The 12328-nt window shown below is 72.1% G+C and carries 10 protein-coding genes; 5 read left to right on the top strand and 5 right to left on the bottom strand.

The window, feature by feature from the left end; all coding sequences use genetic code 11:
* Window positions 1-61 precede the first annotated feature (61 nt).
* The 3 genes from MUN78_RS15835 to MUN78_RS15825 all read left to right on the top strand — a co-directional run bounded on the left by MUN78_RS15835 (window position 62) and on the right by MUN78_RS15825 (window position 2443).
* The gene (locus MUN78_RS15835) at window positions 62-502 is read left to right on the top strand and encodes a YdeI/OmpD-associated family protein (RefSeq protein WP_244727697.1); all 441 of its coding nucleotides are present in this window, start codon (window positions 62-64) and stop codon (window positions 500-502) included.
* Window positions 503-762: 260 nt separating this feature from the next.
* On the top strand, window positions 763-1698 hold the full coding sequence (locus tag MUN78_RS15830) for a cation diffusion facilitator family transporter (RefSeq protein WP_244730138.1): 936 nt from the start codon (window positions 763-765) through the stop codon (window positions 1696-1698).
* A 100-nt stretch (window positions 1699-1798) separates the two neighbouring features.
* Window positions 1799-2443: an MIP/aquaporin family protein gene (locus MUN78_RS15825; protein WP_244692202.1), complete on the top strand. Its 645-nt coding sequence runs from the start codon at window positions 1799-1801 to the stop codon at window positions 2441-2443.
* 75 nt (window positions 2444-2518) lie between these two features.
* Here the strand turns inward: MUN78_RS15825 and MUN78_RS15820 are convergent, their stop codons facing one another.
* The 5 genes from MUN78_RS15820 to MUN78_RS15800 are packed head-to-tail and all read right to left on the bottom strand — an operon-like array spanning window position 2519 to window position 9011.
* Window positions 2519-4180, bottom strand: coding sequence for a CocE/NonD family hydrolase (locus tag MUN78_RS15820; RefSeq protein WP_244727695.1), 1662 nt, complete (start codon window positions 4178-4180; stop codon window positions 2519-2521).
* A 23-nt stretch (window positions 4181-4203) separates the two neighbouring features.
* On the bottom strand, window positions 4204-5517 hold the full coding sequence (locus MUN78_RS15815) for an LLM class flavin-dependent oxidoreductase (protein WP_244727694.1): 1314 nt from the start codon (window positions 5515-5517) through the stop codon (window positions 4204-4206).
* A gap of 17 nt (window positions 5518-5534) precedes the next feature.
* Window positions 5535-7337, bottom strand: coding sequence for an ABC transporter permease (locus tag MUN78_RS15810; protein ID WP_244727692.1), 1803 nt, complete (start codon window positions 7335-7337; stop codon window positions 5535-5537).
* Window positions 7334-7870: a nuclear transport factor 2 family protein gene (locus MUN78_RS15805; RefSeq protein ID WP_244692198.1), complete on the bottom strand. Its 537-nt coding sequence runs from the start codon at window positions 7868-7870 to the stop codon at window positions 7334-7336. The genes MUN78_RS15810 and MUN78_RS15805 overlap by 4 nt, the downstream gene beginning before the upstream one ends.
* Window positions 7871-7928: 58 nt before the next feature.
* A complete protein-coding gene (locus MUN78_RS15800; RefSeq protein WP_244727690.1) occupies window positions 7929-9011 on the bottom strand; it encodes an ABC transporter substrate-binding protein in 1083 nt (360 codons plus the stop codon).
* Window positions 9012-9341: 330 nt separating this feature from the next.
* Between MUN78_RS15800 and MUN78_RS15795 the strand changes: the two genes are divergently transcribed.
* Both MUN78_RS15795 and MUN78_RS15790 read left to right on the top strand, forming a co-directional pair.
* Entirely contained in the window at window positions 9342-10865 is a 1524-nt protein-coding gene (locus MUN78_RS15795) for a GMC family oxidoreductase (RefSeq protein ID WP_244730136.1), read from the top strand.
* Window positions 10866-10878: 13 nt separating this feature from the next.
* Window positions 10879-12327: an aldehyde dehydrogenase family protein gene (locus tag MUN78_RS15790; protein ID WP_244727688.1), complete on the top strand. Its 1449-nt coding sequence runs from the start codon at window positions 10879-10881 to the stop codon at window positions 12325-12327.
* The last annotated feature ends 1 nt before the right edge of the window (window position 12328 follow it).

Here is a 12328-nt window from a genome sequence, read left to right as displayed (position 1 = left end):
GTGGCCGGCGGACGACCCCCGCCCCTGGACGCGCACGCCCGGGCGGGCGATACTGGAGCGCATGAGCCTCCGGATCAGCACCGTTCTCGCCCCCGAGGGGCCCGCGACCGCGCTCGAGCTGAGCGCCGATCAGGTGGCGGAGCTCGGCGGGGGCAAGCGCGCCGCCGTGCTCGTGACCATCGGCGGCCGGACGGCCCGGCTGCGGCTCGGCTCGATGGGCGGCCGCTCCCTCATCGGCCTGTCGAAGGCCGCGCGCGCCGAGCTCGGCGTGGAGATCGGCGACGCCGTGGAGGCCGAGATCGCCCTGGACACGGCGGAGCGCGCGGTCGACCTGCCCGCCGAGCTCGCCGCGGCACTGGACGCCGAGCCGCAGCTGCGCCGCGCCTTCGACGCCCTCGCTCCCTCGCACCACAAGGAGCACGCCCGCGCGGTGGCCGAGGCGAAGCGGTCCGAGACGCGGGAGCGGCGGATCGCCGCGGTGCTCGACGCCCTGCGCGGCTGAGTCGCGGACCGCCGCCCGGAAGGATCGCGAAGCATACCCCAGAGGGGTATGCTGGACGCGAAGCGGACAGGAGGCCGAAGAGCGCCATGCACGAACACGACGACGCGACCGGGGCGGCCCCCGGCGGGCCCGGGAACGGTGATCGCGGGACCGGCGGGCCGCGCGCAGGCGACCGCGGCGCCGGCGCGCCGGAGGACTGCGCCCCCGGCCCGGGGTTCAGCACGGGGCACCCGGAGACGCCCGCCCCCGCCGCGACCGCGATGGGAGGGCACGGGCACGGGCACGACCACGGACTTGACGCCCACGGCACGGCGACGGGGCGGCACCGCCGGCGGCTGATCCTCGTCCTCGCGATCACCCTCACGGTCTTCCTCGTCCAGGTCATCGGCGCGGTCGTCTCGAACTCCCTCTCGCTGCTCGCCGACGCCGGGCACATGCTCACCGACGCGACCGGCGTCGCCATCGCCCTCATCGCGAGCCTCATCGCGGGGCTTCCCGCGACCTCGAAGCGCACCTTCGGCTACCTCCGCGTCGAGATCCTCGCCGCGCTCGTGAACGGGATCGTGCTCGGCGTCATCGCCGTCGTCATCTTCGCGCAGGCGATCGCGCGCTTCGGCAGCGAGGTCGAGGTGCAGTCGGGCCCGATGCTCGTCGCGGCGATCATCGGCGCCGCGGCCAACCTCGCCTCGCTGCTCATCCTCCGCTCCGGGCAGCGCGAGAGCCTCAACGTGCGCGGCGCCTACCTCGAAGTGCTCGGCGACCTCCTCGGCTCGGTCCTCGTGATCGCCGCCGGCATCGTGATCCTGCTCACCGGCTGGACCCCCGCCGACCAGATCGCCTCGATCCTCATCGCGGTGCTCATCCTCCCCCGCGCGATCAGCCTGCTGCGCGACGTCGTCGACGTGCTCCTCGAGGCGAGCCCCAAGCACATCGATGTCGACGCCGCCCGCGCCCACATGCTCGCGGTGCCCGGGGTGACGGCCGTGCACGACCTGCACGCGTGGACGATCACCTCGGGGGTGCCGGCGTTCTCCGCGCACGTGACCATCGCCGACGAGGCCTGGGGCGAGCGCGCCTACCACGCCGTTCTCGACGAGCTCCGATCCTGCCTCCGCGAGCACTTCGGCACCGCGCACGTCACGCTGCAGCTGGAGCCGGCGAGCCATCGGAGCGAGGGCGAGCACGTGCATCGATGATGACGCCGCGCGGCAATACCCCTGTTCAGAGGTCAGGCGGTTTGACATAATGGGAGCCGCCTGAGAAATCACCCTGGACACTCCGAGAAAGAGAGCCCTCATGACCGGTACCGTGCGCAATGCGGTAGCTGAAGCACTCGCCACCTTCCTGTTCGTCTTCACGATCATCGCCGCGGTCAACAGCGGCAGCGATCTGACGCCCGTCGCCATCGGTTTCACCCTCATGGTGCTCGTCTACGCGACCGGCCACATCTCGGGGGCGCATCTGAACCCTGCCGTCTCCCTGGGCGCGCTCATCCGCGGCGCGCTCGACGGCGTCGGCTTCATCGCCTACGTCGTCGCGCAGCTCATCGGCGCGGCCCTCGCCGCGCTCGCGAGCATGGCCATCTGGGAGCGCCCCGCAGCGCCCACCGAGATCGAGCTCGCCCCGGCGTTCATCGTCGAGCTCATCGTGACCTTCATCCTCGTCTACGTCGTGCTGAACGTCGCGACCTCGAAGGACAACGACGGCAACTCCTTCTACGGTCTCGCCATCGGCGGCACGGTCACGGCCGGCGCGATCGCCGTCGGCGGCGTCTCGGGCGGCGGCTTCAACCCGGCCGTCGCGTTCGGCCTCTCCATCAGCGGCCAGTTCGACTGGGCGTACATCTGGCTGTACGTGCTCGCCCCGCTCGTCGGCGGCGCGCTCGCGGCCCTCGCCTTCCGCGCGCTGAACACGCACGACCTCGCGAAGGCCGACGCCTAGGACGGCGCAGCAGGAACGGCCGAGGCCCCCGCACCGATCCCGGATCGGTGCGGGGGCCTCGGCCGTTCGCCGTCGTCAGCTCCGCGGCACGACGAGGGCCGAGGGGTGCTCGGGCCCCGTCCAGAGGGTCCACGCACCCGAGTTCCGGAGGTCCTCGTGGAGGATCTGCAGGGGCGGCACGCCGTCCGCGGGCGCCCGCTTCACGAAGTCGCGTCCCTGGACGTCGACGGCGAGGCGCTCGCCGGGGTGGAACACCGTGCCCGAGGCCCAGATCTCGATGTCGAGCCGTACGGGCTCCCCGGGAACGAGCGGCTCCTCGCGGTCGTGGGGGTGGACGGGAACGAGCGCCGTGGACGCCTCAGGGGCGAGCGCCCGGTGGCTGGCGCGCAGCCAGCCGAGCGCCACCGGCCCATCGGCGAACAGCGCGTTGAAGGGGAAGCGGATCTCCTCGCCGTCGGCGCCGAGCTTGCGCACGATCACGAAGACGTCGGCGTCGTCGGCGTCGTCGGCGCTCAGCCAGAGCCGGAGCGCCATCGGCCCGACGATCCGGGTCTCCTCCGAGAACACCCGGGTGAACGTCGCCGTCTCCGCGAGCGGGTCGAGGGTCACGGTCCGCTCCGCGTCGGGCGCGGCGGGGCCGAGACGGCCGCCGGCCGCGTCGAGGTGCCAGACCTCGTGGCGGTCGGGCGGCGGCCAGTCCGCGAGTTCCTCCCAGCGCGACGCGCGGGGATCGCCCGTGTCGCGCACCTCGAGGCGCACCCGGGGCCAGTCCGCGAGGGCGCCCGCGCCGCCGCCGTCGCGGAGGAAGGCGTCGAAGAAGCGCCGCTGGCGCTCGACGCTCTCGGGCGTGTAGAAGTACTCCCACTTCTTCTGCCCGTGGATCTCGAGCCACTTGTGCTCCGAGGCGATCGCCGCGAAGGCGTTCAGGGTGCCGCGCGAATGCAGCCCGTGATCGCTCCAGGACGCGACCACGTAGGCCGGCACGGCGATCTCGGAGAGGTCTCCGTACTTGTCCGCGTAGTAGTCGTCGTCGAGCGGGTGGGCCGCGAGGTTCGCCGCCGTGTCCTCGGTCCGCGAGAGGCCGTACGACACGTTCTGCGAGACCCTCGGGCGGAACCCGGTCTCGGGGATCCCGCCGTGGGTCGCGAACTCCCGGTACCAGTCCGAGAAGCACTCCCAGGGACTGATCGCCCGCAGCGACGGGGGCGCGGCGGCCGCGGCCTGGTACTGCGCTCCCGCGAGGTAGGAGACGCCGAGCATGCCGACGCGGCCGTTCGCCCAGTCCGCGGCGGCGAGCGCCTCGATCGCGTCGTACAGATCCTCGCGCTCCTGCGGCCCGTTGTGCGAGAAATCGCCCTCCGAGTGCCAGAGCCCCCGGGGGTCGGCGAACACCACGGCGTAGCCGTGGGCGGTCCAGTACCGCGGATCGGGGGCCTCGAATCCCGTGAACTCGGACACCCACTCGGGGTCGACGCCCGAGCCCGCGAAGGTGCGGGAGGTCACCCAGTGCTTGCCGTACGGCCCCCAGGCCAGGAGCACCGGGAGTCCCGTCGCCTCCCGGGACGGGCGGTAGACGTCGACGTAGATCCGCACGCCGTCGCGCATGCGCAGCGGCAGGTCGCGTTCCACGACGAGCTCCGGATGCTCGACCAGTTCGTGCCGCAGCGGCGGGGGCGGCGGCTTCCCGACGACCTCGTCCGGATCCACTCCCGGCCGGGTGATGATGCGCTCCTGCATGGCCGCGTCTCCTTCCGTTCCGCTCAGAACTCGACCGCGGGCCGCGCGAGGCCCAGGTGGCCGCGCAGCGTGGTCTCCGCGTACTCGGCGCGGAAGAGCCCGCGCTCCTGCAGCTCGGGGACGAGGCCGTCGCAGATCCGGTCGAAGCCGTCGGGGTTGTAGGGCGAGTTGAGGTTGAAGCCGTCGCAGGCGCGCGACTCGAACCACTCCTGCATGCGATCGGCGATCGTCGCCGCGGTGCCCGCGATCCACTGGTGCCCCGTCGATCGCGCCCGGTCGAAGATGAGCTCGCGGAGCGTCAGCCCCTGCTCGAGCGACTTGCGCCGGTAGATGCCCTGGCGGCTCGAGAGCGTGCCGATCTCGGCGAAGCGCTCGGCCGGGATCGCCTCGTCGAGCTCGAGGTCGGCGAGGTCGACCCCGAGGTCGCCGGCGATCTGCACGCGCCCCTGTTCGACGTCGAGGAAGGAGCTGAGCTCGGCGGCGATCTCGTCGGCCTCGCGCTGGGTGTCCGCGACGACCGGCACGATCCCCGGGATGATCTTCACGTGCTCGGGATCGCGCCCGGCCTCCGCGATCATCCGCTTGCTGCGCGCGTAGAACTCGACCGCCTGCGCGTGGTCCGGCTGCGCGGTGTAGATGGCGTCGGCCACCGAGGTTCCGAGCGCCATCCCCGGCCCCGAGGATCCGGCCTGCACGAGCACCGGGCGGCCCTGCGGCGAGCGCGGGATGTTGATCGGCCCCTCGACGTCGAAGTACTCGCCGGCGAAGTCGATCCGGCGCAGTTTCGCCGTATCCAGCCAGCGCCCGCCCTCCCGGTCGACGACCACCGCGTCGTCCGACCAGCTGTCCCAGAGCGCCTCCACCACGGCCACGAACTCGGCGGCCCGCCGGTAGCGCTCCGCCGGCTCGGGCGCGCTCGGGACGCCGAAGTTGCGGAAGCCGTCGGCCGAGGTGACGATGTTCCACCCGGCGCGTCCGCCGGAGAGATGGTCGAGCGAGGCGAGCTGCCGCGCCGTGTTATACGGCTCCGTAAGGGAGGTGGACATCGTGCCGATGAGGCCGATGCGCGAGGTGCATGCGGCCAGCGCGGAGAGCGTGGTCATCGGCTCGTAGAAGCCGTTCATCATGGTGTCCCCCCGCATGGTGGGGGTCGCGTGCACGACGTCGCCGAAGAACAGCGCGTCGAGCTTCGCCTGCTCGGCCTTGCGCGCGATGTCGGCGAGGAAGGCGAGGCCGGGCACCTCCTCGGCGCGGCTCCCGGGACGGCGCCAGCTGTTGCGGTGGTATCCGAGGGGCATGACGAAGGTCGTCAGCGCCATCTGCCTGGGTGCGGTCATGGGGGTCTCCTCCGGGTTCAGGAACGGACGCGCTGCGGGGCGCGGGGCCGCCGGGTCGCGATGGTCACGGTGTCGGTCTTCGCGGGCGCGGCCGGCGCAGCGGCCTCGCGGGGCACGCGCGCGGCCCGCGCGACGAGCAGGCGGATGAGCTGCGCGAGCCCGTAGAGGACGGCGAAGCCGATGATGAGCAGGACGAACGCCGCCGCGGCGACCGGAGCCTTGCCCTCGGTGTAGAGCTTGTAGACCTCCACGGACAGGAACGTGGACTCCGGCCCGGCGAGCAGCAGCGGCGACGAGAGGGTGCCGCAGATGATCACGAAGCTCAGCACCCACCCGCTGATGAAGCTCGGCAGGATCAGCCGGGCGACGATGAGGAGCAGGGCCCGGCTCTTCGAGGCGCCGCTCATCCAGGCGGCCTCCTCGAGCGAGCGCGGGATCTGCACCATGGCGCCGCTCGTCGCGCGGCTCGCGATGGGGATCGTCGTGATGAACAGCGCGAACATCAGGATGACCGGCGTCCGGTAGAACTGGTGCAGGGCGGGGACCGCGAGGAAGAGCCAGAGGACCCCGAGCGCGAGCACGAGGCCGGGCATCGCGAGGCCGATCCATTGGCTGAACTCGATGATCCGCGCCAGGGGGCCGGCGCGGAAGCGTGCGGCCCAGGTGAGGAGCATCGCCGCGAAGACGGCGAGGAGCCCGCCGACCGCGGCGACGACCGCGGTGTTGCCGTAGGCCTCGAGCATCTTCTGGTCCTCGAGGATGCCGACGAAGTGCTGCAGGGAGAAGTTGCCCGTCGCACCGAGGAAGGGCGAGAGCGACACCGTGACGAGCTGGATCGTCGGGAGGATGGTCGCGAGCAGCGCGTAGACCACGATGCAGCCCGAGAAGACCCACTTCCACGGTCCGGCGTCCCGGAGGAGCCCGCGCGCCTCCTTGCCGCCGACGGTCGTGAAGGAGCGCTTGCCCAGCACCTTGATCTGCAGCAGGACGAGCAGGAAGAGCACGACCATGAGCATGATGGACACGGTGCTCGCCTCGGCGAATTGCGGCCCCGTCGACTGCGACAGGTACGCGTAGATCTCGGTCGGCACGACGTAGATGCCCGCGGGGACGCCGAGGATCTGCGCGACGTCGAAGGTCTCGAGGAAGAGGATGAAGGCGAGGATCATGACGCCGGAGATCGCCGGGAGCATGACGGGGAGCTGGATGCTGAAGAAGGCGCGCACGGGGCTCGCCCCGCTCATCCGCGCCGCCTCGTCGAGCGAGTGGTCCATCGCCATGAACGGCCCGAGCAGCAGGAAGAACTGGAGCGCGATGAGGCGGAGCGCCGAGGCGAAGACCACGCCCCACCACGACTCCATGTTGAGCACGCGCCCGTCCTCGCCGAAGAGCATCGCGAGCCCGGAGTTCAGCAGGCCGATGCGCGGGTTGCCGAGCAGGCCCCAGGAGATCGCGAAGAAGAGCCCGGGAGTCGCGACCACGATGCCCATGATGACCGGGATCGCGCGCCGCAGCGGCGTCCGCGTGCGGGTGTAGATCGTCGCGAACAGCGCGGCGGCGAGCGTCGAGATCACGACGGTCGCGATGCCCATGCCGACCGTCGTCGTCATCACCTCCCAGGTGCGCTCCTTGCCGAGGACGCGGAGGACCGGGGCGACGGTCCAGTCCGAATCGCCGAAGGCGGAGGTGCGGAACGCGCCCTGGACCACCATGACGGCGGGGGCGATGAAGCAGACGAGCGAGACGACGACCGCGCTCAGCTGGGGGTTGCGCAGACCGCCGCGCAGGCGGTTGAGCGTGCGCGTGCGCGTGGCGTTCATGGCCGTCCGTAGCCTCCGCCGATGACCGCCTGCTCCCGGCCCGCGGCGGCGATGTCCGCATCGCTGTCGGGCGCGTGCACGCGGAACCAGAGCTTCGAGATCTTCCAGACCCCGTCGATCCGCGCGTAGTCGACCACGTACTTGCCCTCGGACCACGGCCCCCACACCCGCATGACGCCGAGGCCGGTCTTGAAGTCGGCCTGGAAGCGGTGCCAGGTCCAGACGCCGTGCGCGCGGTCGCCGTCGACGACGATGTTCGGCGACGACAGGATGTAGCCGTCGCGCGAGTGCACGACGGGGAGCAGCTCCTCGTCGAACATCCCCTGGATCGCATCGCGCCCGCTGTGGACGCCGTGATTGCGGATGTCGCAGATCGCGTCGTCGGCGTACGCCTCGGCGACGCCGCTCCAGTTGCGATCCGCGAGATCGCGCACGTAGGTGTTGTGGAGCTCCGTGATCTGCTGCACGGATTCGAGGCGGTCGAGGCGCGTCAGCAGCTCGGCGATGGTCGGCTCGGGGGCGGTGGGGGTCATGGGTCCTCCTTCGGGACGCGGTGCCGGCGTCCGGGGCCGGCACCGCGCGCGGATCTGGCTACTCGGCGAACGTCGACTGGTAGAGGGGCGTGTACTCCTCGATCGCCGGCCGCAGCTCCGACTGGGCCTTCAGCGGCAGGATCCCCGCGTCCTGGAGCGCCGGCCAGCCGTGGGGCGACTCGAGCGAGGGGTCCTGGTTGGTCGGGAAGTTGCCGATCGCCATGGCCTGCTGCTGCCCGTCGAGCGTGTGGAGGTAGTTGAGGAACAGCTTCGCCGCGTCCGGGGACGGCGCACCGGCGGTGAGCATCCACTTCTCGGTGGAGACGACGTTGTCCTCGGGGAGGAAGAAGGACTCCACGGGGGCGCCGCTCTCGGCGGCGTTGAGGATGGAGGTCGTCGCCGCGAGCGGCTGCACCGGGAACTCCCCGGCGCTGATCCCCTGCAGTGCGAGCTGATCGGTCGCGACGGCCTTGGCGTTGCCGGCGATGGCCGCGAGCTCGGACTCGTCGATGACTCCCGAGAAGAGGAGCTGGGTCAGGACGGTCTGGGTGCCGCCCGGGGTGGAGGGGTTCATGAAGGTGAGCTTGCCCGCCCACTCCGGATCGGCGAGCTCGGCCCAGGACTGCGGCAGCTCGTCGGCGTCGATGAGCTCCGTGTTGTAGGAGAAGTTGAACATCAGCGCCCAGGGCGAGTAGTAGTTGTGCTCCTCGTCCGTGAGCTGGGCGGGGTCGACGAGTCCGTCGAGCGCGGGGTTGTCGCTGTAGGTGAGCACCTCGTAGGGCTCCGCGAACCCCTGCTCGACGTAGCGGTCGCCGTTCGGGTTGGAGAGCACGGAGACGAGGTGCTTCCCCGTCTCGCGCTCGGCCTCGAGGGTCGAGGTCAGCTCGGCGCCCACGTAGGAGCCGGTGCTGATGCTGAGGCCGGGGAACCGCTCCTCGAAGGCCTCGTAGAGCGGGACGAACTCGTCGTGGTGGCCCGCGTAGATCATCACCTCCGTGTCGCCCGACTCGATCGCGGCGTCGTACAGCGCGACGAGCTGCTCCTCGATCTCGGCGGAGAGACCGAGTCCCTCCAGGTCGGCGCCGTCTGCGGAGGCGGTCTGCGCGGAGCATCCCGCCAGTGCCAGCATGCCGATGGCCACTACCGCTGCGCCGCGCGCAAGCGAACGTTTCTTCAACACCATTGTTGGGTTCCGTTCCGTATCTCCGGTGGACGCGGCCGCGGCCGCGCGCCGCGCTCGCCGATCGCGAGGGGCTGTTGCCCGATCGTAGACAAGCATGAACAAGTTAGTCAACTACTAAAACTGTTTACGCGAGGGATGTCCCGTCAAGATCCCGTATTTTCAGGCAATACACGCAGTCGGTCGAGAAAAACAAGTTCACTGCTTTACCAAATCGTGCATCACTGTTAGAGTCGGGCCACCCGGAACGTGCGCAGAGCGGCGCACCGATGCGTGAAGGAGCCAGTGCAGATGTGGGATGTCATCGTCGTCGGCGGCGGCTCGGCCGGAGCCGTCGTCGCGGCCGGCCTCAGCGCCGATCCGGACCGCCGCGTCCTCGTCCTGGAGGCCGGGCCCGACTACCGCGCCGCGGACACGCCCGCCGAGTTCCGCGATCGCACCCGCGGCCTCGGCATGCAGCTCGCGAGCCCGCCCACCCTGCGCAGCCCGGAGTTCTACCACACCGGGGTGACCGCACGCCGCGGCGACGGGCACGAGGCGTTCTCCTACCGGCGCGGCCGGGGGCTCGGCGGCAGCTCCACGGTCAACGGCCTCTACGCGATCCGCGGCGTGCCCGCGGACTTCGCCCACTGGGAGACGAGCGGGGCCGCGGGCTGGGGCCCCGCCGAGATGCTCGAGAGCGCCATCGCGATCGAGGACGATCACGACTTCCCCGCGTCGCCGGTGCACGGCACGGACGGCCCGTTCCCCGTCTACCGCGAACCGGAGTCCGGCTGGGGCGGCATCGACCGCGCGCTGCGGGAGGCGGCGCTCGACGCCGGATACGCCTGGGCGCCCGACCACAACGACCCCGCGAGCACGGGGGTGTCCCCGTTCGCGATGCACATCAGGGACGGGCTGCGCGTCTCGACCAACCACGCCTGGATCGAGCCGGCGCGCGGGCGGGCGAACCTGGAGATCCGCGGCGGCGTGCAGGTCGACCGCGTCGAGTTCGCCTCGGGGCGCGCGAGCGGCGTCCGCGACGCCGAGGGCAACGTCTATCGCCTGAGCGCCCGGGGAGAGGTCGTGCTCTGCGCGGGCGCGGCCCACAGCCCCGCGATGCTCTGGCGTTCCGGGATCGGCCCGCGGGCCGAGCTCGCGAAGCTCGGCATCGACGCGGTGGCCGATCTGCCCGTCGGGATCGGCGCGCAGGATCACGCGGTCGTGTTCGCCGAGATCTCGGTCCCCGAGCGCGAGCAGACCTCCGTCGGCAATCGCCCGACGAACGTGATCGTGCGCTACTCCTCGGGGCTCGCGGACGGTCGGGAGAACGACATGATGCTCCTCGCGACGAACCACAACTACTGGTTCGGCCAGCCCACGGCGGGCGTCGCCGTCTCCCTCGAGCAGCCGCACTCCACCGGGCGGATGAGCCTCGCGAGCGCCGACCCGCGCGCCGACCCGCACTTCGAGCTGCGCATGCTCTCCGACGAGCGGGACCTCGAGCGGATCCGGGACGGTCTCGTCCGCGCCCGCGGGCTCCTCGAGCACGACGCCTTCGTCTCCCGACGCACCGGCGGCGTCTCCGCGCCCCGCGACGACGCCGAGCTGCGCGCCACCGTGAAGGACACGATGCACCTCACCTCGACCGCGCGCATGGGCGCCGCGGGCGATCCGAGCGCCGTGGTCGATCCCGACTGCCGGGTGCAGGGCGTCGAGGGCCTGCGCGTGGTCGACGCCTCCATCATGCCGACCGTGGCCTCCGCGAACACGCTGCTCACCGTGCTGGCGCTGGCCGATCGATTCCTGCGCCGCGCCCCCGGGCTCGGTCTGTAGAAAGGGACACCGCATGCACGACGAATCCGCCGCCGGCCGCTGGTACGCGCGGCTCGGCGCCCTCCTCGCCGAGCACGGCCTCGACGCGATCCCGCCGGGTCGCCCCGCGGGGCGCGTCACCGTGCCCTGGCGCACGGAGTGGGGCTTCGACCACGCCGTCGCGACGCCCGCGGAGGCCGACGCGGCCGTCGCGGCGGCGCACGCGGCCTTCGGCGCCTGGCGGCGCGACGAGGCGGCGCGACGCGCGGCGCTCGTCGCGGCGGCCGAGGTGCTCGAGCGGCACGCCGAGGACTTCCTGCACCTCATCTGCTTCGAGAACGGCAAGCTCCGGTCCGCGGCGGACATGGAGGTGCGGGCCTCGGTCGCGGCCCTCCGCCACTTCGCCGAGCTCGAGATCCCCGCCCAGACGCTCCGCGACGACGCGCACGGCGAGCTCAGGCTCGTCCGGGAGCCGCTCGGGGTGGTCGTCGCCATCACGCCGGCGAACATGCCGCTGCTCATGCTCGTGAACAAGCTCGCCGTGGCCGTGCTCCTCGGCAACACCGTCGTGTCGAAGCCCTCCCCCGAGACCCCGCTCACCGCGCTCCTGCTCGAGCGCGTGCTCGCCCCGGTGCTCCCCGTCGGCGTCTTCCGGGTCGTCGCGGGCGATGCCGCGATCGGCCGCCGCCTCGTGGAGCACCCGCGCACCGCGCTCATCACGCTGACCGGGTCGCGCGCCGCGGGCAAGGCCGTCATGGCCGCCGCCGCGGGCGCGCTGAAGCGCGTCCAGCTCGAGCTCGGCGGCAACGATCCCGCGATCGTGCTCCCCGACGCCGACGTCGCCGAGATCGCCCCGCAGATCTTCCGCTCGGCCTTCGCCTCGAGCGGGCAGGCCTGCGTCGCGACGAAGCGGGTCTACGCGCCGGAAGGCCTCGCTGCGCCGCTCGCGGCGGCGCTCGCGGACCTCGCGACGGCCGCGCGCGTCGGCACGCCGTTCGACGACGACGCGACGCACCCCGCGCTCACCGCCCCCGCGCAGTACGAGCGGGTGCGCGCCCTGATCGCCGAGGCGGACGCCGGGACGGGCGAGCTCGTCGCCGGCGCGGCGGCCGCGGCCCCGGGATCGGGCCAGTTCATCCCCCCGACGCTCGTCATCGGCGCCGCGGAGGGCACGGCGCTCGTCGACGACGAGCAGTTCGGGCCGATCCTCCCGCTCGTCGCCTACGACGACCTCGACGCCGTGGTCGACCGGGTCAACGACGGCCCCTTCGGGCTCGGGGCCACCGTGTGGGGCTCGGACGCGGCGCGGGCACGGGCGGTCGCCGAACGGCTGGACGTCGGCATGGCGTGGGTGAACCGCACGCCCATGCCCGACCCCGCCGTCCCCTTCGGCGGCATGCGGGAGAGCGGCATCGGCCGGGAGGGCGGGGCCGCGGGCCTCGACGCCTTCTGCGAGCTCAAGACCATCGGAACGGCGAGGTAGG

The sequence above is a fragment of the Leucobacter allii genome (assembly GCF_022919155.1).
Taxonomy (GTDB): Bacteria; Actinomycetota; Actinomycetes; order Actinomycetales; family Microbacteriaceae; genus Leucobacter; species Leucobacter allii.
This window is presented reverse-complemented; position numbering and strand designations above follow the sequence as displayed.

Excerpts from the sequence above, each read along its gene's own strand:
- MUN78_RS15835 (WP_244727697.1), top strand. The coding sequence starts at position 62 with ATGAGCCTCCGGATCAGCACCGTTCTCGCCCCCGAGGGGCCCGCGACC.
- MUN78_RS15830 (WP_244730138.1), top strand. The coding sequence starts at position 763 with ATGGGAGGGCACGGGCACGGGCACGACCACGGACTTGACGCCCACGGC.
- MUN78_RS15825 (WP_244692202.1), top strand. The coding sequence starts at position 1,799 with ATGACCGGTACCGTGCGCAATGCGGTAGCTGAAGCACTCGCCACCTTC.
- MUN78_RS15820 (WP_244727695.1), bottom strand. The coding sequence starts at position 4,180 with ATGCAGGAGCGCATCATCACCCGGCCGGGAGTGGATCCGGACGAGGTC.
- MUN78_RS15815 (WP_244727694.1), bottom strand. The coding sequence starts at position 5,517 with ATGACCGCACCCAGGCAGATGGCGCTGACGACCTTCGTCATGCCCCTC.
- MUN78_RS15810 (WP_244727692.1), bottom strand. The coding sequence starts at position 7,337 with ATGAACGCCACGCGCACGCGCACGCTCAACCGCCTGCGCGGCGGTCTG.
- MUN78_RS15805 (WP_244692198.1), bottom strand. The coding sequence starts at position 7,870 with ATGACCCCCACCGCCCCCGAGCCGACCATCGCCGAGCTGCTGACGCGC.
- MUN78_RS15795 (WP_244730136.1), top strand. The coding sequence starts at position 9,342 with ATGTGGGATGTCATCGTCGTCGGCGGCGGCTCGGCCGGAGCCGTCGTC.
- MUN78_RS15790 (WP_244727688.1), top strand. The coding sequence starts at position 10,879 with ATGCACGACGAATCCGCCGCCGGCCGCTGGTACGCGCGGCTCGGCGCC.